The 21610-nt window shown below is 35.9% G+C and carries 18 protein-coding genes; 8 read left to right on the forward strand and 10 right to left on the reverse strand.

The window, feature by feature from the left end; all coding sequences use genetic code 11:
* The first annotated feature begins 252 nt into the window (after positions 1–252).
* On the forward strand, positions 253–726 hold the full coding sequence (locus AC3E9W_RS17030; RefSeq protein WP_488769270.1) for a CinA family protein: 474 nt from the start codon (positions 253–255) through the stop codon (positions 724–726).
* Positions 727–820: 94 nt separating this feature from the next.
* Here the strand turns inward: AC3E9W_RS17030 and AC3E9W_RS17035 are convergent, their stop codons facing one another.
* Positions 821–1735, reverse strand: a complete 915-nt coding sequence (locus AC3E9W_RS17035) for a DsbA family protein (RefSeq protein WP_488769271.1) — start codon at positions 1733–1735, stop codon at positions 821–823.
* A gap of 308 nt (positions 1736–2043) precedes the next feature.
* Here AC3E9W_RS17035 and tnpA point away from each other — a divergent pair, with 308 nt between their 5' ends.
* The 3 genes from tnpA to AC3E9W_RS17050 all read left to right on the forward strand — a co-directional run bounded on the left by tnpA (position 2044) and on the right by AC3E9W_RS17050 (position 4553).
* Positions 2044–2505, forward strand: a complete 462-nt coding sequence (gene tnpA / locus AC3E9W_RS17040) for an IS200/IS605 family transposase (RefSeq protein WP_306160764.1) — start codon at positions 2044–2046, stop codon at positions 2503–2505.
* A 947-nt stretch (positions 2506–3452) separates the two neighbouring features.
* Positions 3453–3932, forward strand: a complete 480-nt coding sequence (locus tag AC3E9W_RS17045; RefSeq protein WP_488769272.1) for a TlpA family protein disulfide reductase — start codon at positions 3453–3455, stop codon at positions 3930–3932.
* Positions 3933–3938: 6 nt separating this feature from the next.
* The gene (locus AC3E9W_RS17050) at positions 3939–4553 is read left to right on the forward strand and encodes a thioredoxin family protein (protein ID WP_488769273.1); all 615 of its coding nucleotides are present in this window, start codon (positions 3939–3941) and stop codon (positions 4551–4553) included.
* A gap of 228 nt (positions 4554–4781) precedes the next feature.
* Here AC3E9W_RS17050 and AC3E9W_RS17055 read toward each other — a convergent pair whose 3' ends face one another.
* From AC3E9W_RS17055 to AC3E9W_RS17070, 4 genes are all read right to left on the reverse strand, one after another.
* The gene (locus tag AC3E9W_RS17055; protein ID WP_488769274.1) at positions 4782–6011 is read right to left on the reverse strand and encodes a PQQ-dependent sugar dehydrogenase; all 1230 of its coding nucleotides are present in this window, start codon (positions 6009–6011) and stop codon (positions 4782–4784) included.
* A 336-nt stretch (positions 6012–6347) separates the two neighbouring features.
* Positions 6348–6641 (reverse strand): DUF3861 domain-containing protein, encoded by a 294-nt coding sequence (locus AC3E9W_RS17060; protein WP_488769275.1) that lies wholly within the window; start codon positions 6639–6641, stop codon positions 6348–6350.
* Between the two features lie 19 nt (positions 6642–6660).
* Positions 6661–7392 (reverse strand): LytR/AlgR family response regulator transcription factor, encoded by a 732-nt coding sequence (locus AC3E9W_RS17065; protein WP_456895143.1) that lies wholly within the window; start codon positions 7390–7392, stop codon positions 6661–6663.
* Positions 7389–8435, reverse strand: a complete 1047-nt coding sequence (locus tag AC3E9W_RS17070) for a sensor histidine kinase (protein WP_306160775.1) — start codon at positions 8433–8435, stop codon at positions 7389–7391. The genes AC3E9W_RS17065 and AC3E9W_RS17070 overlap by 4 nt, the downstream gene beginning before the upstream one ends.
* A gap of 264 nt (positions 8436–8699) precedes the next feature.
* On the opposite strand from AC3E9W_RS17070, the gene AC3E9W_RS17075 reads away from it, so the two are divergent.
* From AC3E9W_RS17075 to AC3E9W_RS17090, 4 genes are all read left to right on the forward strand, one after another.
* Positions 8700–9860 (forward strand): efflux RND transporter periplasmic adaptor subunit, encoded by a 1161-nt coding sequence (locus AC3E9W_RS17075; RefSeq protein WP_488769276.1) that lies wholly within the window; start codon positions 8700–8702, stop codon positions 9858–9860.
* A 5-nt stretch (positions 9861–9865) separates the two neighbouring features.
* Positions 9866–13036 (forward strand): efflux RND transporter permease subunit, encoded by a 3171-nt coding sequence (locus AC3E9W_RS17080; RefSeq protein WP_306160779.1) that lies wholly within the window; start codon positions 9866–9868, stop codon positions 13034–13036.
* Positions 13037–13054: 18 nt separating this feature from the next.
* Positions 13055–14461 carry an efflux transporter outer membrane subunit gene (locus tag AC3E9W_RS17085; RefSeq protein WP_488769277.1) on the forward strand — a complete coding sequence of 469 codons (1407 nt, stop codon included), beginning with the start codon at positions 13055–13057 and terminating at the stop codon, positions 14459–14461.
* Between the two features lie 177 nt (positions 14462–14638).
* Positions 14639–15118, forward strand: coding sequence for a hypothetical protein (locus tag AC3E9W_RS17090; RefSeq protein ID WP_488769278.1), 480 nt, complete (start codon positions 14639–14641; stop codon positions 15116–15118).
* 581 nt (positions 15119–15699) lie between these two features.
* Here AC3E9W_RS17090 and fucP read toward each other — a convergent pair.
* From fucP to AC3E9W_RS17115, 5 genes are all read right to left on the reverse strand, one after another.
* Complete coding sequence (fucP, locus tag AC3E9W_RS17095; protein ID WP_488769279.1) at positions 15700–17004, reverse strand: L-fucose:H+ symporter permease; 1305 nt, start codon at positions 17002–17004, stop codon at positions 15700–15702.
* 187 nt (positions 17005–17191) lie between these two features.
* Positions 17192–17632, reverse strand: a complete 441-nt coding sequence (locus AC3E9W_RS17100) for a MaoC/PaaZ C-terminal domain-containing protein (protein WP_488769281.1) — start codon at positions 17630–17632, stop codon at positions 17192–17194.
* A gap of 358 nt (positions 17633–17990) precedes the next feature.
* Entirely contained in the window at positions 17991–19064 is a 1074-nt protein-coding gene (locus AC3E9W_RS17105; protein ID WP_488769282.1) for a Gfo/Idh/MocA family protein, read from the reverse strand.
* 61 nt (positions 19065–19125) lie between these two features.
* Positions 19126–20349 carry an extracellular solute-binding protein gene (locus AC3E9W_RS17110; protein ID WP_488769283.1) on the reverse strand — a complete coding sequence of 408 codons (1224 nt, stop codon included), beginning with the start codon at positions 20347–20349 and terminating at the stop codon, positions 19126–19128.
* Positions 20349–21488, reverse strand: coding sequence for a CaiB/BaiF CoA transferase family protein (locus AC3E9W_RS17115; protein WP_488769284.1), 1140 nt, complete (start codon positions 21486–21488; stop codon positions 20349–20351). The genes AC3E9W_RS17110 and AC3E9W_RS17115 overlap by 1 nt, the downstream gene beginning before the upstream one ends.
* Positions 21489–21610 lie beyond the last annotated feature (122 nt).

Below are 21610 nucleotides of genomic sequence, written 5' to 3' on the forward strand. Positions count from 1 at the left end.
TTATTTTCTAATTTAATTTCTTCTAATTATTTGGCTTTTATAAATCTAATGGCATGTACTATTGCTTCACTAAAAAGCTATTTTTACAAATTTAGCACGTAAATAGAAGGGAGGTCTTATAAAAAATTAAATTATAATTGCATAATTAACAGTTACTTATAATGTAAATAATGTAAGAAATTATGTAAGTTTATAATGAGGTTACACTTATACATTTGGTATGAAATAATTGTGTAATTAAATTTAATCGATATGGCGTCAGAGAAGGTCACCGCTTGCTGTAAGGCTTTAATTGAAAAAAACAAGACAATAGCATTTGCAGAAAGTGCTTCAGCAGGAAAAATGTGCTATGAATTTTCTACCGTAATAAACTCAGGAAGAATTCTCATAGGAGGGATAGTTTGTTATCACACTTCTATGAAAGAAGATTTATTGCACATTCCGTGGGGAACAATTGAACAGTACAGTGCCGAATCTGCAGAAGTGACGAAGCTAATGGCACAGAATTTTTATCGCTATATCAATTCAGACATTTGTGTTGCACTAACAGGTTTAACAACGCCAGGAGGAAGTGAAAGCGAATCAAAACCTGTCGGGACAATTTTTATACATCTAATTTTAGGAGAAAAGCAAATTGGCAAACGTTTCGAATTTAAAGGAACTCCGGAAAGTATTATCGATCAGGCAATAGATGTTATAGCCGATTTAATTTTGAAAGAGATTTAGATATAAAATTTGAAAGAGATTTAGATATAAAACATAAAAAGCAAAAGCCGTAATGAAATTCAACTTTACGGCTTTTGTTATTTACACTCAAAATTTATTTTTTACTATAAAGAGAACCGTTTTTGATGGTCTTTTTATCCAACAAACCTTGCTGATGTAATCTCTCTAAAATAGCTTTAGCTTCAGAAGTTGATTTTTCTAAAATGACAGCATACTCTTTAGGAGCCAATGTTGGATAGACCTCGAACAAATCCATCGGATTCTCATTTTTAATACTTTTCTTCTTTGCTTCAGGAAACAATGCCAATAGCGTATTTTCGTACCAAGAATAAGGTTTAGAACCATAAACCATCAGTTGGCTATTGGTAGCATCTGCAAAAAATAGTGTTGGAAAACCTCTTACTCCAAGACTTTTGCCTAAATTTAAATCTTGATGAAAAAGTTCTTCGGCATCATCATAATCAGCTTTTAGCTTTTTTATATTTAAATCTGCGATTTTGGCAGCTTCAGCAATGTTTTCCCATTTTGCGATATTTTTTTTATCCAAATAAAGCTTTTCGCGAAGAATACGCATAAAAGAAACCGCTTTCTCCTTACTCTGCATTTGCGCTGCTTTCATGGCAATGCAAGAAGGATAAGAAGAATCTAGCGGATCTTCGATCCAAACATTTCCGTCAATTGGCATTTCGTAATGCAGACTAGCTTCGTCCCAATGATGCGCAACATCAGAAGGTTTACTAATTCCGCCACTGTTGTAACTCCAATCGGGTAATAATCCGCCCATTCGGTAATCAATCTCAAAATAGTCGCCGTATTCTAGTTTTAATTTTCGAAGCTGAGGTTCAATTCCCCAGCAAGAAGAGCAAATAGGATCGGTGTAATAAATTATTTTAACGGGTTTATTTTCTGTAGAAATAGCTGTTTTTCCATTCGATTGTTCGCCAACAGGCATTTCACACATTCCGCTTACAGGATCACATAATAGCGGATTTGTTTTGTCTTCACTCATTTTAGAATTCGTTTGCGACTGGCAGCTCGCACTGCAAATCAAGATTAATAAAAGCGACAGTATTTTCATGTTTTTATTGTACTCTCGGGTTTTCTGAATTTATTGTAAAGTTGAGGTGAATATCATTGCGAGTCAATTAGTCAAAAAAAGATGACTATTATTAGAAGTTTAATATTATTTTAAGTAGTTTTAATCTTACAAAATAATATATTTGTCATCGATAATAATTAAGATCAAAATCCCGCAGGGATTAGCAAAAAATGTTCCGCTAGGAACATCTCATCGGTAGAAAAATTAAAATGATAATTATGGCAAACACATACACGCAGGTGCATATACAATTTGTTTTCGCAGTAAAATACAGAAAAGCATTAATAGCAAAAGAATGGAAAGATAAATTGCATCAGTACATAACAGGAATAATCCAATCCAATCAGCACAAAATGTTATGCATAAACAGTATGCCAGATCATATTCATATTTTTATAGGAATGCGTCCAACACAATCTATGTCGTCTTTGATCCAAAACGTAAAAACAGAAAGCTCTAAATGGATTAAGGAACAAAAATTATGTTCAGATTTTGCTTGGCAAGAAGGCTACGGAGCTTTTTCGTATTCAAAAAGTCATGTTTCAAATGTAATTCGTTACATAGAAAAGCAAGAGCAACATCATAGCAAAAAAGCATTTTTGGAAGAATATCTCGAAATGCTGAAGGCATTTGAAGTAGAATATGATCCGAGGTATATTTTTATAGAGCCAATATTGTGATGTTCATACGTCCCTACGGGACGTATACTCAGTTAGACTTGTTACCGACGAGATGTTCCTAGCAGAACATAGCTAATTGAGCACATTCTAGAACTTACCGACGAGATGTTCCTAGCGGAACATTAACCAATTGTGCATATGATGGTTGTTACCGATGAGATGTTCCTAGCGGAACATAGCTAATTGAGCACATTCTAGAACTTACCGACGAGATGTTCCTAGCGGAACATAGCTAATTGAGCACATTCTAGAACTTACCGACGAGATGTTCCTAGCGGAACATAGCTAATTGAACACATTCTAGCACTTACCGATGAGATGTTCCTAGCGGAACATTAACCAATTTAGCATATGATGGTTGTTACCGATGAGATGTTCCTAGCGGAACATAGCTAATTGAGCACATTCTAGAACTTACCGATGAGATGTTCCTAACGAAACATAGCTAATTGAGCACATACTAGAACTTACCGACGAGATGTTCCTAGCAGAACATAGCTAATTGAACACATTCTAGAACTTTACCGATGAGATGTTCCTATCGGAATAAAACCAATTTCGCATACGATGGTCGTTACCGATGAAATGTTCCTAGCGGAACATGCAACTATATGTATTTGATGTTCCGCTAGGAACATCTAATTCAAGTTCGATTAAGAATGTTCCGTTAGGAGCATATTGTTGGTAGTTCCATAACGCGTTTGCTTAAAGAATGTTCCGCTAGGAACATCTTGTCGGTAGCTCATAGAATGTTCGATTGGTTTTGTTCCGCTAGGAACATCTCATTGGTAACATAATGCGTTCCCATGATTATAATGTTCCGCTAGGAACATTTCGTCGGTACCTTAGAGGCTTAGTAGCTTGCAATTAAACTTTCATTAACAAAATCTAATTAAGCATTAGTTTATATTTGTAGGAAACAAATTAATTTTTAAGATCGAAAGTCTATGAAAAATAAACTTTTAAAAATCTCTTTCTTTCTATTTTTACTTTTTTCTATAAAAGGATACAACCAGAATGTGAAGCTTTTAACTATAAATCAGCTGAATGAAAGAATCAAGAACGGAAAAGACAGCACTTATGTAGTGAATTTTTGGGCGACATGGTGCGCGCCGTGTATCAAAGAACTGCCTCATTTTGAAAAACTAAGCGCTGAGCATAAATCAGAAAAACTGGCTGTTTTGTTGGTGAGTTTAGATTTTAAATCGAAATTAGCTTCTAATGTGGTTCCGTTTGTGAAAAGGAAAAATTTGAAGAATGAAGTTTTTCTGTTAAACGAAAGCAGTCCGCAGGAGTTTATTGACAGAATAGACCCAAGCTGGTCAGGAAGTATTCCGGCAACGCTTTTCATCAAAAATGACAAAAGAAAATTTGTCGAAAGCGAATTTACGTACGAACAATTATTAACTGAATATAAAAAACTTTAAACCATTATGAAGAAAATAATCTTATTACTAGCATTGGCATTTTCTGCTTTTCTATCTCATGCACAAAATGCTGTAACTCTTAAAGCAGGCGACGCGGCTCCAGATTTCAAACTGAAAAATGTAGACAACAAAGACGTTTCTTTCGGAACTTTTAAAGATGCAAAAGGATATATCGTAGTTTTTACCTGCAATACTTGTCCGTATGCAATTGGATACGAGCAGAGAATTATCGATTTAGATAAAAAATTCAAACCGCAAGGATATCCAGTTATTGCTATAAATCCAAACGATCCAGAAGCTTCTACGGCAGATACATTCGTAAAAATGCAGGATTTGGCAAAAGAGAAAAAATATTCTTTCCCTTATTTATTTGATCCAGGACAAAAAATTACAGACGAATATGGTGCAAAACGCACGCCTCATATTTTCATTGTTTCTAAAACTGCAAAAGGAAATGTGGTAGAATATGTTGGAGCAATTGATAATGATCCAGAAGGAAATAATCCTCAAAAAATCAAATATGCAGAAGATGTGATTGCGTCTTTAAAAAGCGGTCAGAAACCAGCTGTAACACAAACTAAAGAAATTGGTTGTACGGTAAAAAGAAAAGCAAAAGCGTAATTTTTTTTTAACCGCAAAGAACGCAAGGTTTTAATTTAAAAGATTTTGTAAACGCAAAGTTCGCAAAGCTACATAGATATAGCTTTGCGAACTTTGCGTTTGTATTAGATTTAGTATATAAAAAACCTTTGCGCCCTTTGCGGTTAAATAAACACTTCAGTACCAAAACATAAACGCCCCATAATTGGGGCGTTTTTTGGCATGTATTATGAACAAGTTTGCTTTTTTCTATTTTTTATCAATTTTATAAAGTCTTCCTTGATCGGTAACGGCGTATAATGCTTCATCTTTTCCTTGAGTAATATCTCTAAATCTTTGTCCTTCGCTGGCCAATAATCTTTCTTCGCCAGCCACTTTATTGTCTTTAAAAGCCAAACGAACAATGTGCGTAGCGCTTAACGAACCAATAAATAAATTGTTTTGCCATTCTGGAACTCGTTTTCCTGCATAGAAGGTCATACCGCTTGGTGATACAACTGGATCCCAATAATATACAGGCTGTTCCAAACCTTCTTTCTGTGTAATTCCATCTCCAATTTTCGTACCACTGTATTCAATTCCGTACGTAATTGTTGGCCAACCATAATTTTTTCCTGGATTAATTCGGTTAATTTCGTCACCGCCTCTAGGGCCATGTTCGCTTTCCCATAATTCACCCGTTGTTGGATGTATAGCCAATCCCTGAGGGTTTCTATGTCCCATAGTATAAAGTTCTGATAGAGCCCCTGTAGCAGTAAAAGCCGGGTTTCCAGAAGCAGCTTGTCCATTTGTCGTAATACGGACAATTTTACCCAGACTGCTAGTGGCTGATTGTGCTAACGGACGAGCATCTATATCAGATCTTTCGCCAATGCTTACCAATAAATTTCCAGTTTTGTCAAACAAAATACGGCTTCCGTAATGTTTCGCGCTTGGGTGAGGCGTATTCGAACGATAAATAACCGTTGCATTTTCAATCGCAGTATAGTTGTCTGAAATTCTGCCTTTCGCTACAGCGGTAATATTTCCGCCTGCTACAATTTCAGAAAACGTCCAATAAATCATTCGGTTAGTGGCAAATGCAGGATCTAAACAAATTCCTAATAAGCCACCTTGCTCAGCAGGATTAACAGCAGGAACACCAGTTAAGGCATTGCTAATAACACCTTCTTGGGTAACGATTTTAATTTTACCTGCTTTTTCAGTTACTAAAAGACGTCCGTCAGGAAGATAGGCAACTCCCCAAGGAGCGCTTAAACCGTTGGTGATAATTTTAGATTCGATTTCAGTTGTAGTCTGAATGCTTCCTGCGCGTGTTTGTCCGGAAAATGCGGGCTGATAACTTGTGTTAGGCGTACCTGTTTCTACGGGAGGTCCAGTTGGTCCTGGATCGGTATCTCCATCAACGTTATCATTGTTAGAACAGCTGCCTAAAGCCAAAATTCCGGCAAGAAGAAAAATACTTTTTTGAATTATCATAATGCTTTCATTTTAATGGTTAATAAAATAATTTTTGCATTATCGAACATTTCCAAAGAGAAGTGGAGATTCGTTAATTATGAAATGGTCAGTTTCGAACGAGGTTCTCCGTTTTATTTTCAATTAAGAATGCCTAAATGCTTTTCAAAAGCAAAAGAATTTCAACTAGAAATTAAACTTCTTTTAAGGAAAGCATTTAGTGGGACATGCCTAATTGAAACGGATAATTGTTTTAAAATATTGCCAGTAAGAATTGTATTATGTTTTTCTTAGCAGAAATTTAACATTTTAAATCTGAAGGGAAATAAGGTTGAAGTCTTATTTTTAAAGGAGATTTTAAAGACTTTTTAATTTTTTCATAAAGACAGGAAAAACTTCATTCAGTTCTTCAAAAAGTGGATTTTTGCGATTTTTTAATTTGATTTCACTAAATAATTTTAGCCCTAAAGCAAATTGAACAGCTTCAGAATCGTCTTTAAATATATTTTTAGATTTAATTCTTTCAATGATTCCGAAGATTTCGTCGTGATTATCAAATTCAATTCCGAGTTCTTTTGCTGGTTCGGTTTCACCATTTGCATATTCCTTAAGGCTTAAAGTAAGGTAATATTTGTTTGATCTTTTTTCCATGATTATTGTAATTCTAATTTTATTTCAACCACTTATCGACCATAGTTTTGAAGGCTTCTTTATATTGTTCGCCGACTGTGATTTCTATTTTATCGATAAAGATGGAGTTTTTACTGATGGCGCTTATTTTGTCTAGCGAAACTATAAACGAACGATGAACACGCATAAATTTTGAAGAAGGGAGTTTTTCTTCTAATGCCTTTAGAGAAATCAAAGACATTAAGGCTTTTTGCGAATCTTCGAGATGTACTTTTACATAATCTTTCAGACTTTCGATATACGTAATATCTTTTAAAGAAATTCTAACCCATTGGTACTCGACTTTCAAAAAGATAAATTCGTCGTCTGCGGCAATTGGAGTAAAGTTATTGCTGGCTTCTTCAGACAATTGTAAAACTTTGCTTGAAGCACGAAGAAATTCTTCGTAACTGAAAGGTTTTAGAAGATAATCGACAGCATTTACACGATAGCCTTCAATTGCATAATGATTATAAGCTGTTGTAAAAACGATTTTGGGCAGCGGTCCGGCTTGATCTTGTAAAAGTCTTGCTAATTCCATTCCGCTTAAATTGGGCATATTGATATCTAAGAAAACCAAATCAGGTTTAGTTTCCCGAATAATTCCCATTGCATCTACAGCATTGTCGCAAGTAGTTATTAACTCCAAAAATGGAGTCTGGTGAATAAACGTTTCTACCAGTTTCAAAGCCAATGGTTCATCATCTACTGCTATACATTTTAATACCGTCATTGCTCTAGATTTATTTTCAATTTAATTTTATATGTTCCGTGATCGGTAACTCCAAAAGAAATGAAATGCTGATTTGGATAAATCAATTGCAGTCTTCTTTTGGTGTTTGTTAAACCAATTCCACCTTCATCTGAAGTTGTTGTTTTTTCAAAAAAAGTGTTTTCTACTTCAAATTCCAGATTGCTTTCATTTTGCGTAAGCTTAATGTAAATCTCGCTTTTATCTGTGGCGTGAATACCATGTTTAAAAGCATTTTCTACTAAAGGTAGTAATAACATTGGAACAATAGGGTAATCGTGTATTTTTTCAGGTATATCTGTTGTAATGGTAAGTTTGCTATTGGCACGAAGTTTCATTAAAGCAATAAAATCACGCATAAATTCGGCTTCTTTCAGCAACGTTGTTTTTTCTTCCGTACTATAAAGCAAATAGCGCATCATACGGCTTAAAGTATGCAATGCATTTCGAGAATCTTCAATATCGGTATAAGTTAAAGAATAAATGCTATTCAATGAATTAAAGAAAAAATGTGGATTGATCTGTGCTTTTAACATGGCCAGTTCTGCCATTGTTTTGTCCTGCTCTAATTTTTGTTTGTGCTGCGCCGCTTTCTGCCAATGCGTTAACATGGCCCAACTGGTGCTTATTCCTAAAACCAATAAAGTAAGCGTAAAAACGTAATTATCGAAATACGGATTTTTGTATTTCTTAAATCCGATAGCCCTACTAATTTGCTCGTGTAGATCGGTTTGCGAGGTATAAAAATAAGCAATTAACTGCATGGCAATAATTGCCGCAAACGCCCAAAGCAAGAAAGGCGAAGTATTGTCTTTAATAATGGTTTTTGGAACTACGATTTTTGCGGTAGAATAAAATAGATTGATTAGTAAAAACAATATAATACTTTGCCAAAGCCAGAATGCCTGCGGAAGCACGACATTCCAAGTCAGCGGAATATAAAATAGCATAAGATACCCTAACAAAAACCAGCCAAGTATGTGAAGTCCAGTAAATAAGTAAGGTCTGAAAATGTTTGGTGTCATTAGAATTCGTAATTTAGAGACAATATTACATTTTATTTGAACATGAAAATTTAGCAATCGCCAAAACCCGATTTAGAGTCTCTAAAAAGCAATTTAGAGCCGATGGGATAAAAATTAAACAGTTGTTTAATATTTTAAAAAAATCCATCGGCTGTCATCCGACCTTTATCGATTGTCTGTCGCTCTTCGTCTATTTGAAAATTTTTGTGTGTTATAATTTGTTTCTTTTGCTAGGATATAATCGATAATTACACATTTTTGACAATGAATAAGCAATCATTTTTAAGCATTCTTGCAGCTTCACTTATTATCGCTTCATGCGGTAAAAATGATAAATCGGCACAGGCCGGAGGAGCACCGCAGATTAAAGAATATAAGACTGTAACCTTACAGCCAAAATCGGCTACTTTAAACAGCGATTTTCCAGCTAGTATACAAGGACAGCAAAATATAGAAATCCGTCCAAGAGTTGAAGGCTACATCGATAAGATTTTTGTTGATGAAGGTGCGGTTGTAAAAGCAGGACAGCCCTTATTTAAAATCAGTGCTCCAGAATATGAGCAGGAAGTTCGTACAGCCACAGCAAGCATTAAAAGTGCTCAGGCAGATGTAAGTTCGGCAAAATTGGCTGTAAATAAAGTGAAGCCATTGGTTGAAAAAGGAATTATCAGTAAATACGATTTAGAATCGGCTCAGTATACGTATGAGTCGGCTTTGGCTTCTTTGGCTCAGGCAAATGCAGCTTTAGTAAATGCTAAAGTTAATTTAGGCTATACAACCGTTACAAGTCCTGTAAATGGAGTTGTAGGTTCAATTCCGTTTCGTTTAGGAAGTTTGGTCAGTTCAAATACGGCCGATCCGCTAACAACCGTTTCTAGTATTGGAAATGTGTACGCCTACTTCGCTATAAACGAAAAAATGCTGTTGAATTTTACACAAAACAATACAACGGGCGCTTCTTTAGCTCAGAAAATTAAAAACATGCCAGCAGTTTCTTTATTGCTTTCAGATGGATCAATTTACGATCAGAAAGGGCGTATTGAAACGGTAAACGGATTAATTAATACAGAAACGGGTACTGTAAATGTAAGAGCGCGTTTTCCAAATCCAAAAGGAATTATCAGAAGTGGAAGCAGCACAACAGTTAGAATTCCGAATGAAGTTAAAAATTCAATTATAGTTCCACAAAGCGCAACATTTGAATTACAGGATAAGATTTTTGCTGTAGTTGTTGGTAAAGACGGAAAAACTAAAAATGCCAATATCACAGTATTAGACAATTCTGCAGGCAATTATTATGTAGTAACAAGCGGATTAAATCCTGGCGATCAGATTGTATTAGAAGGAGTAGCCTCTTTAAAAGAAGGAACTGAAATAAAAGCCCAAAATCAAAGCCCAGAAACAGTTTACGCCGATTTAAAATAAAAAAAATGTTTAAAAAATTTATACAAAGACCCGTACTCTCAACGGTAATATCTGTTATTATCGTTATTTTAGGTGTTTTAGGCCTAATTGAGTTGCCGATATCGCAATACCCAGATATTGCGCCTCCAACTGTAAATGTGGCGGCAAGTTATACTGGTGCCAATGCCGACGTGGTACTGAAAAGTATCGTAATTCCGTTGGAAGAGCAAATTAATGGTGTAGAAAACATGACGTACATGACTTCTACAGCAACCAACGACGGAAATGCTTCAATTAAGATTTTCTTTAAAGTAGGAACAAATCCAGATTTAGCAGCGGTAAACGTTCAGAACAGGGTTTCTAGAGCAACAAGTTTGCTGCCAGTAGAGGTAACTCAGGCTGGGGTAACGGTTACGAAAAGTCAGAGTAGTAACTTATTGATTTTCTCTTTATACAGTGATGATAAAGCTTACGACCAGACGTTTCTTCAGAATTATGCAAAAATCAACCTTGTACCGCAAATTCAGCGTGTAGTTGGGGTGGGAGATGTAACCGTTTTTGGTGCCAAAGATTACTCGATGAGAATCTGGCTGAAACCAGACGTGATGCAGCAGTACAAACTGATTCCGAGCGATATTTCGGCTGCTTTGGCAGAACAAAATATCGAAGCGGCGCCAGGTAAATTTGGTGAAAACGGAAATCAGGCTTTTCAATATGTAATTAAATACAAAGGACGTTTAACAACAGCTCAAGAATTTGAAGATATTGTTATCAAATCTGTCGGAAACGGACAAATGCTTCGACTGAAAGATGTTGCAAAAGTTGAGTTAGGATCTTTAAGTTATGCTTCGACTATTAAAACTAACGGTGTAGAATCTGCAGCGATGGCAATTAGCCAGACTCCAGGATCTAATGCGCGTGACGTAATCAACAATTCTAAAAAACTGATTGAAGAAGCAGCAAAGAATTTTCCTAAAGGAGTTAAATACACCACTTTGGTTGACGTTAACGAAAACTTGGATGCTTCTATTGAAAAAGTAATCCATACATTGGTAGAAGCCTTTATTCTGGTTTTTATTGTAGTGTTTATTTTCCTTCAGGATTTTAGATCGACTTTAATTCCGGCGATTGCAGTTCCGGTTGCGATTGTGGGTACGTTTTTCTTCCTGAATTTATTCGGATTTACCATTAACTTATTGACGCTTTTCGCAATGGTACTTGCCATTGGTATTGTGGTCGATGATGCGATTGTGGTCGTGGAGGCCGTTCACGCCAAACTGGATCATGGTTATAAATCGGCTAAAAAAGCGACAATTCATGCCATGGACGAAATTTCGGGAGCGATTATTTCGATTACCTTGGTAATGGCTGCAGTATTTATTCCGGTAACTTTTATTGGAGGATCTACGGGAGTTTTCTACAAACAGTTTGGTATTACACTGGCAGTTGCGATTATACTTTCTGCGGTAAATGCCTTGACTTTGAGTCCAGCTTTGTGTGCGCTTTTATTGAAACCACATGCTGACGATCATAAACATAAAAGCTATTTACAGCGTTTTTATACTTCGTTTAACGTTGCTTTTGATAATGTTACGGCAAGATACAAACGTTCAGTAAGTTTCCTTTCTGTAAAAAAATGGATTGCATTAGCTTCTATCGTTATTGCAGGTATTGCATTAGTTTATATGATGAAAACGACGCCTTCTGCTTTCGTGCCTTCAGAAGATCAGGGGACTGTTTTTGCCAATATTAGTTTGCCACCATCAGCTTCTATGGAACGTTCTGATGTTATTGCAAAAAGAGTGGATAGTATCGCCAAGACCATTCCAGGCGTTAAAAATACGCTTCGTATCGTAGGGCAGAACTTTACTGCGGGTGCGGGTAGTGCCTACAGTATGGTTATTGTAAAATTAAAACCTTGGGACGAACGTGATCTAAGTGTTGACGATGTAATCGGACAGCTTTTTGCGAAGACAAGCGGAATCCGCGAAGCTAATATTTTCTTTATTTCGCCACCGACTATTCAAGGTTTTGGGCAAAGTGGTGGATTCGAATTCCAGTTACAAGATAAAGGAGGTCATACAACGGCTGAATTTTATAAAGTAAATCAGGAATTCTTAGCTAAACTATCTGAACGTCCAGAAATTCAATACGCGACAACGCCATTTAACCCTGGTTTCCCGCAGTATATGATGGATATTAATTTAGCGAAAGCGAAAGATGCAGGAGTTTCGGTAAATTCAATTTTATCTACCATGCAAGGATATTACGGTGGTTTGTATGCTTCAAATTTCAACAAATTTGGAAAGCAATATCGTGTAATGATTCAGGCTTCTCCAGAATTTAGAACCAATACACAAGGATTAAATAAAATCTTTGTTCGAAACAGTGCCGGAAATATGGCGCCAATTACCGAGTTTGTAAAAATGACGAGAGTATTTGGTCCAGAATCGATTTCAAGATTCAACTTGTTTACCTCTATTTCGATTACAGGAGCGCCAAAACCAGGCTTCAGTTCGGGAGATGCTATTAAAGCCATTCAAGAGGTGGCAGCAGAAAATCTTCCTGCAGGCTACGGTTACGAATTTTCTGGATTAACGCGTGAGGAATTAGCATCAGGAAGTGAGACGATTTTCATTTTTATTCTGTGTCTGGTATTCGTTTACTTCTTGTTAAGTGCGCAGTACGAAAGTTATATTCTGCCATTTGCAGTATTATTTTCAATTCCGTTTGGATTGGCTGGAGCGTATTTATTCTCGATTATTTTCAAATTGAACAGTAATATCTATTTGCAGATTTCCTTAATCATGCTTATTGGACTTCTCGCGAAGAACGGTATTTTGATTGTCGAGTTTGCTTTGGATAGAAGAAGAAAAGGTCTTCCGATTGTGCAAGCTGCAATTGACGGAGCTGTGGCACGTTTAAGGCCAATTTTGATGACTTCATTTGCTTTTATTTTAGGATTGGTACCGCTGATGTTTGCTACTGGAGCGGGTGCGGTTGGTAACAGATCGATTGGTACTGGAGCCGTAGGCGGAATGTTAATCGGAACAATTTTAGGGGTTTTCGTAATTCCAGTATTGTTTATCATTTTCCAGACTTTACAGGAAAAAATTAGCGGACCGGCAAAAGACGGTTATGACGATGACGATGATGATGAAGACGAAATTCATTTAATAGAAGCTCACAAAGAGTAAATTTTAATTACAAGAAAGATGACGAATAGTTCAAATAAATATATTTTACTGGTAATAACAGCCGCACTGATTAGTGCGTGCTCTGTTACCAAGAAATACGAACGTCCCACTACTTTAAAAACCGATCAATTGTATCGCGATCAGAATTCTTCAGATTCGACTACGATTGCTGATATGCCTTGGAATACGGTTTTTAAAGATGAAAAACTGAATGCATTAATTCAAAAAGGATTAGATCAAAATCTGAATTTGAAAAATGCGATTGAAAACATTGTTCAGGCGAGAGCTACTTTGCGTCAGAGCAAATTGGCGTATTATCCATCATTGCAATTGGATGCCAATGTAACACACAATAAGCAATCTCAAGCAGGATTAAACTTTCCGGCGGGAATCAATATCAATACTTTAACGACAACTTATAAATTGGGCGTAAGTACTTCTTGGGAAATTGATGTTTGGGGAAAACTAAGCAGTTCTAAAAGAGCAGCTTTAGCTACATATCTTGCAACAGATGCTGCAAAACAAGCCGTTCAAACGCAATTGATTGCAGATATTGCTAATAATTATTTCTTGCTTTTGTCTTATGATAAACAGCTAGAAATTACGCAAGAAACTTTAAAAACCCGTATTGAAAACGTGGAAACAATTAAAGCCTTAAAAGAAGGTGCAATTGTTACAGGTGCAGCAGTAGTGCAAAGTGAGGCCAACCAGCATGCAGCGGAAGTTTTGATTCCAGATTTGAAACAAAATATTCGTGAGACAGAAAACGCTTTAAACATTTTGTTAGGACAAGCTCCAGGACCAATTGATAGAGGAGTTTTAGGCACACAGATTATTCCAGAGCAAATTTCTATCGGTATGCCTGCTCAATTGCTAAATAATCGTCCAGATGTCCGTCAAGCGGAATTTAACTTCAGAGTTGCTTTCGAATCAACAAATTTAGCGAAGACCTATTTCTACCCAAGTTTGACACTTACAGCAAGCACAGGATTCTCAAATTTAGAATTGAATGATTTCTTTAGCCATTCGATTTTTTATTCGATTATTGGAGGATTAACACAGCCTATATTCAATAACGGATTAAACAAAATGAGATTGACAACGGCGCAGTCGCAACAATTGCAAGCATACAATAATTTCCAGCAAAGTCTTTTAGTGGCGGGTCAGGAAGTTTCAAATGCTTTGTATTCGTACCAAATGGCTGTAGAAAAAGAAGATTCAAGAGCCAAGCAGATTGCAGCTTTGGAAAAAGCAGTAGATTTTACCGAAGAACTTTTAGAATACAGTTCAGCAACTAATTATACAGATGTATTAACATCGCAGCAAAATCTTTTAGCAGCGCAGTTAAGCGGAGTAGCAGATAATCTGCAAAAACTGCAAGCTGTAATCAATTTGTACAGAGCGTTGGGTGGTGGTTGGAAATAATTGTTTATAATGAAAAAACGTCTCAATTTTTGAGACGTTTTTTTGAAAAGTACATCGTTTAAAAAGCACTATCCGTCGATTAGTTTGGTGATTTTGTATAATGATTACTTGAACAGCAGCTTTTTGGCATTACTTTCGATTAGTATCTACTAAGATTAACAATTAAATTCTAAAGACATGAAAAAGTTAGTATTCGCCTCAGTGCTTTTTATGAGTGTATTTTTTGCTCAAGCGCAAGTATCAGTAAATGTAAATATTGGTACTCCTCCAAATTGGGGACCGCAAGGTTACGACAACAGCCGTTATTATTACCTGCCGGATATCGATGTATATTATGATGTAAATCAGAGCGTATTTATTTACGATAACAGCGGAAAATGGATTCGCGAAAAAAGACTTCCGTCAAGATACAGAAATTATGATTTGTACTCTGGCTACAAAGTAGTTTTGACCGATTACAGAGGAGATTCTCCTTATAGTTACCATACAAAACACAGAGCCAATTATCCGAAAGGCTATGTAGGGAAACCTCAAAAAAACAGAGGAGAAAAACCAGTAAAAAGCAATAACGGAAATCACAACGGAAACAAAAAAGGAAATAACTCCAAACAACAGTCAGACAAGAACCACGATCACGGTAACGGCAAACACCGTTAATTTTAAACATGACTAAAGAAAGACGCCTCCAATTTGGAGGCGTTTTTTATTGTGTTTTTTGCCACAGATTATTGGGATTAAAAAGATTTTTTTTAGCCACGAATTTCACAAATTTCTCGAATTTTTATTATTGGAAAGAAATATACAATCTATGCTAATTTTTGGCTGAAAAAAATGTAGATGAATTGCCTCCAGCTTTAGCTGGAGGTTAAAAGATTGAGAATGTATGGGCTTTAGCCAAACTTTGAGTTTAGTTTGGCTAAAGCCTTCCTGCTTTATTAAATAAAAACCTCCAGCTAAAGCTGGAGGCAATTGGTATTTTAGAAATAAAATTTGCGCTAATTTGTGTAATTTGTGGTTAGAAAATATTCTTTTTTAAATTCAAGTAAGCTTCAGTTAATGCAGTCTTGGTAAAATAAAAATTTGTGAATTCGTGGCTAAAAAAGTTTGGCTAAAGCCCTTCAAGAAGCTTAAATAAAAACCTCCAGCTTTAGCTGGAGGCAATTAATATTTCGATAAAATAAAAATTCGAGAAATTTGTGTAATTCGTGGCTATAAAAAAGAATCTGTGGCTATAAAAACTATTCCGAAACAGTTTTCACTTTATGTCCAATAGCGCCAAACGAAAGAATAATCAAGAAACAAACCAGTGGAATAATATATCCAGACTGAATATCATCATGATTCATATCAATTAAAGTTCCCATTCCGTACGGAATAATAGCCCCGCCGACAATAGACATTACCAACCAAGAAGAACCCGTTTCTGTATTTGATTTTAAGCCTTTAATTCCTAAAGAAAAGATTGTCGGGAACATAATAGACATAAAAAATCCGATTCCACCAAGAGCGTAAATTACAACGATTCCAGAACCATAGATTGCTACTAGACAAAGTAAAACGCTCATTACACAATAAATAGAAAGAAGAACATAATCCTTTACAAAACGTAAAAAGAAAGTTCCGATAAAACGTCCAGCCATAAAAAGGAAACCATAAATACCTAAATAATATCCAGCCGTTTTTTCGTCTAATCCTGCACCTTGCTGTGCGATACGAATAAAGAAACTCGTAATACAAACCTGCGCACCCACATAGAAAAATTGTGCTACAACTCCCCAGCTCAAATGTCTGAATTTTAAAACAGAGAAAAATCCAGGTTTGATTTCAGCTTCTGTGTGAGTCGCTTTCATAGAAGGCAATTGTACGAAGTAAAATATAATCGCAACCAAAACTAAAATGCTTCCTAAAACAATATAAGGCATTTTTACAGAAGCCGCTTCACCTAATAAATAAGCAGATCTTTCAGCATCTGGCATCGCTGCCATTTGTTCTGGCGTATGATTAGTTCCAGAAAGAATAAATAGCGAACCTACAATAGGAGCAACCATTGCCGCTAAGCCGTTGAAAGAAGCTGCTAAATTCAATCTTTTAGAAGAAGATTCAGCTGGCCCCAAAATCGCCGCATATGGATTAGCACTCGTTTCTAAAATTGTTAATCCGCATCCGATTACGAATAAAGCAAATAAGAACAATTCATAAGTTCGAGTATTAGCAGCAGGAACAAACAAAAAGGCTCCAATAGCAAAAACTAATAATCCAGTAATAATACTGTTTTTGTAACCAAACCTTTTAATAAGCATTCCAGCAGGAATCGCCATAATAAAATAAGCAAAGAAAACCGAAGTATCAATAAGAGTCGATTGGCGGTTATTTAATTCGCACGCTTTTTTCAAGTGCGGAATCAATACAGAGTCAAGATTGTGGGCCATTCCCCACAGAAAAAATAGGCATGTAACTAGAATAAAAGGCAGCAGATATTGTTTTCCGTTTCCACCTTCCGTTGGCACTTCGTGTTGATCGCCAGTTTGGTTTGTAATTTGCATTCGTTTGATAGTTTTTTTAGGTTCAAAGTGACAAAGAGACAAAGGTTCAAAGTGTGGAAACCTAAATTTCTTTGTTGTTTATTTTTTTGCTTTATTTCTTCAAGTTTAAGTGCCAAAAGAATATGTTCAAAGTTGAGAAACCTCTGTCTCTTTGTAACTTTGTTTCTTTGTCACTTCAAGAAAAAGTTTACTTTTTATTGACAAACAAAAGGTGATCGCAGACAAGCACCACTTCACCACGCTGATTTATAATTTCAACATGTTCAGTAACAGCACCCATTTCAGGTTTTTTAGCATCTCCTTTTTCAGAGATTGTAATTTCAGAGTGAATAGTGTCACCAATATGAACTGGCTTTACGAAGCGCATTTTGTCGTAACCTCTTGAAAATGCTTCGGGATTAATTTCAGAAGCGGTCAAACCGATTCCAATGCTGAAAACCATTGTTCCATGTGCAATTCTTTGTCCGAATGGCTGTGTTTTGCACCATTCTTCATCCATGTGGTGCGGAAAGAAATCTCCAGTGTGTCCGGCATGAACCACAAAATCAGTTTCTGTTATTGTTCTTCCGATAGTTATTCGTTTATCGTCGATTGTATAATCTTCGAAAAAAGTTGATTTAAAAAACATAATATTATTTTTTTGTGTTTTTCACCATATAAGTTATATAAGTTTATTTAATCTCAGATTGCGCAAAGCATTCGAAAGCAAATATAAGGCTGCAAAATTTTAATTGCCTTATATAACTTATATGGTTTAAATTTTCGTTTTCACCATATAAGTTCATTTAATCTGCTTTGTCTAAAACTTTTATGAGCTTAAAAAGCATCCAGCTTAAATTACCTTATATAGCTTTTATGGTTTAATTTTTGGTTTCACCATATAAGTTCATTTAATCTGCTTTGTTTAAAACTTTTATGAGCTTAAAAAAGCATTCAGCTTAAATTATCTTATATAACTTATATGGTTTGGAAATATAGTGTTTTAATTACACTTCATCAAAAGAAATTCCGCCGTTTTTACTGCTGATATAACAAGCTTCGACAACTTTCATTGTGCCTAAGACATCTTGAACACTGGCAGATAATACCGAGTCCGAACCTTCTTTGAAACGCATCAGATTGGACATTGCGCCAATGAAAGCTTCAGGAAACCAAGAACCTTCCAGTTTCACTTCCGTCCATTCGTATTCATTTTCATTGTCTTTTTTCGGAAGCGCATATTCAAAAACGTCAGGCAAACCATCAGGGTAGTTCATCAACAAGCCCATTTTAGCTTTGATGGCACCTTTTGTTCCTTCCCATTTAATATAGCTTTCTTCGTGTTTTGGCCCAAAATGATGATCGTGATTCGTATTGATTACAACATGTTTATCTTCTCCATAATCCAAAATAATAGTCGATCGGCTTGAAGATAATTTTTTCAATGGATGTTTAGCTGTTTTTGCATAAACACCTTTCGGATTTCCTAAGAAAGAACGAATACAATCGATATAATGCACAGAGTGAAAAAGAATTTCCAATCTTGGATGCTCTTTAATTAAAGGGAATAATTCCCAAGGCGTATTTACGGTTACTTTAAATTCGAAATCATAAAGTTCACCAATTATTCCTTCATTAATCAAATATCTTGCAGCGCTTACAAAAGATGAAAAACGAAGCTGAAAGTTAATCGCAGCAACCAAATTTTTTCTTTCGCATACTTCTACAATTTCGCGTGCCTGAGCCAGATCATTTCCCATTGGTTTCTGAATCAGAACCGCAGCGCCGTCTGGCAATTGCTCTAAAATTTCGATATATTGATCGGGCAGAACCGTAATATCGTAAACTGCGTTTGAAGGCGCATTTTTAACTGCTTCGGCAACATTTTCAAAAACATGATCAATTTTAAATTGTTTCTGTAAATCGTATGCTTTAGAAATCGTTCTATTCGTAATACCAAAAACTTTAAAACCAGCCATTTCATAAGCCGGAAGATGCGCATCTTTTACAATACCACTCGCTCCAATAATGATAATCGGCTGTTCTGTTTCGGGCAGTAAAGGTTTATAGGGAATATTCATTTTGTAAATATTTTTATGTTAGTTTCGACTTTGTCAAAGTTTTAAACTTTGACAAAGTTTTCTATTCTATTTTTTGAATATTAATTTGTGTTTCTTCTAATAATTGTGCCGACGGAATATCACTATTGATCGCTTTTAAAACCATATGATCGATAAATTCGCAAACCTTTGGCCAAATTGGTGTCTGTGGTAAAGTCAAAGCATTTTCGTGAAGCATTTCCAGTTTATGATAAAACGGAATTAAAGTATTAATTTCCTCGTCTTTCCAAGTTGATTTTCTACAACCGATTCCGCCTTCAGTAGTCAATAATTTATCGCTTTCAGCAGTTGTTGCAAATCGTAAAAAGTCATAAGCCAGTTTTTTGTGTTTGCTTCCTGTACCAATAGTATATAACCAATATACATTTAGTGAAGCCGTTTTATGACCAGGATCGGACGGGAGGGAAGTAATATCAATTTTTCCTTTTACTTTCGATTCTTCAATCACTTCTGTCATCGAAGCAAATCCAAACCAGTTGATCGCCATTGTCGCTTGCCCTTCGGCGAAAGCCAAACCTGCTTCAACAGAACCAAAATCTTTTGATTTCGGATGGACAGCATTTGCGTCATTCACAATTTTTCGATAAAAATCTAAAGCTTCAATTGCTGCTTGACTATTAATTGAAATCTGGTTTTTATTATTGATTAAAGAACCTCCGCGCGTCCATAACTGCAGACAGAAGTCAAAAACCATATTATGTCCGTCTGGATAATTGGCAAAAATACAGCCGTAAAGATTTTCTTCTGGTCGATTAAAGAAAGTTGCAATTTCTTGAAATTCCTTCCAAGTTTTTGGCGTCGAAAGTTCGTAACCAAACTGCTTTTTAAAATTCTCTTTTTCCGTTTCGTTTTCGAATAAATCTTTTCTGTAAATCAGACATTCTGGCCCATCATGAAATGGAAGTCCGTACGTTCCATTATCAATTTTTTGTAAATGCAAAAGCGATTTGTGCCAGCCGTGCGGATAATTTTCAGGCGGATTTTGGGAAATAAAGGAATATAAATCTAGAACAGCTTTTTCATGTACAGCATCAAAAATCCAATCGGTATTAAGGTGTGCAATATCCCATTTTCCTTCTTTTAAACCCTTTTTTGTGATTGTAGTTTCATATAAATCATGAAGCTCCATCGGAATCATTTCGGCTTCAATTTTTATATTGTTTTGAAGGCAAAACGCATCCCAAAGCTTTTGAAGTGTACTTTCGAAAGGATCGAATTTTCGAACGGCGATTCTAATTTTTTCCATCAGCAGTCTATAAATTCTTTAATAATTCGTTCGTTGTCCTGACCTAGTTTCGGCGAACCTTTTCCAGAAGTCAGATATTCGCCGTCAATTTTTATCGGACAGCGTGTAGTTTTATACGTATAACCGTCAAGCATTTCTACTTGTTGAGTGAAATTCAGAACTTTAAATCCGTCCTCTGCAAAAAGCTGCTGATAGTTTAAAACTCCCGCACACCAAATGTCTGCAGGTTCTAAAATATCCAGCCAAAATTGTGTTTCCTGCGTTTGTAAATGATCGGCAAGAATATTTTTGATTTTGTCTCTTAGCGTAAATTTATTCTCTGGGAAAGCCAGTAAAGCATCACATTTTAAAAGTGAAGCCAAAACAGGAATTGAACCCATTGCAAGAGCTAAATAACCGTTTTTAGTTTTGTAAATTCCGTATGGCGCACCCAAATAGGCATGAGCATTATTGGTTTTGGTACGAACAGGCAATTCGCCTCCGTCATTAAAAAATGTCGTAATCGTTTCAAACTGAAAATCAAAAGCCGATTCTAGCATGCTTACCTGAACTTGCGCTCCAATATTGTGAGTTGCTTTTCGGTATAAAGCGGCTAAAATACCTTGTGCCAAATGCGCTCCAGCCAGCATATCTACAATTGACAATCCCATTGGTACAGGACCGTCTTCCTGATTGCCGCTCAGCCAAGTTAAAGCCGTTAAAGACTGCAAAAGCAAATCTTGTCCCGGTAAATCTTTCAAATCTGGATGTTCTCCAAAACCAGAAATCGATCCGTAAATCACATTCGGATTTATGGCTTTCACTTCTTCATAACTTAAGCCAATGCGTTCCATAACGCCCGGTCTGAAATTATGCATGACAACATCAGCTTTGGCTAATAATTTTTTTAATTTTTGAAGTTCCTCAGGCTGCTTAAAATCAATGGCAAACGATTCTTTATTTCTGTTGATCGTATGAAAAACAGACGATTCGCCATTCATAATCAAATCTGAAGTATATAAGGTTCGGCAGATGTCTCCCGTTCCTGGTTTTTCAATTTTTATCACGCGGGCGCCCAAATCGGCAAGACGCAAACTCGCTGACGGCCCCGAAAGAAACTGACTAAAATCTACAATTAAATAATCTTCTAATGGTTTCATTTTTTGTTAACCGTTTTATCTGTTTAATCGTTTTTAATTAACATTTAAAATCTAATTTGATCTGCCTAAATCTTTTAAAATCTGCGTGAAATACTTTTTGCGAATAGATTTTCACGCAGATT

It is taken from the genome of Flavobacterium sp. 38 (assembly GCF_057799715.1).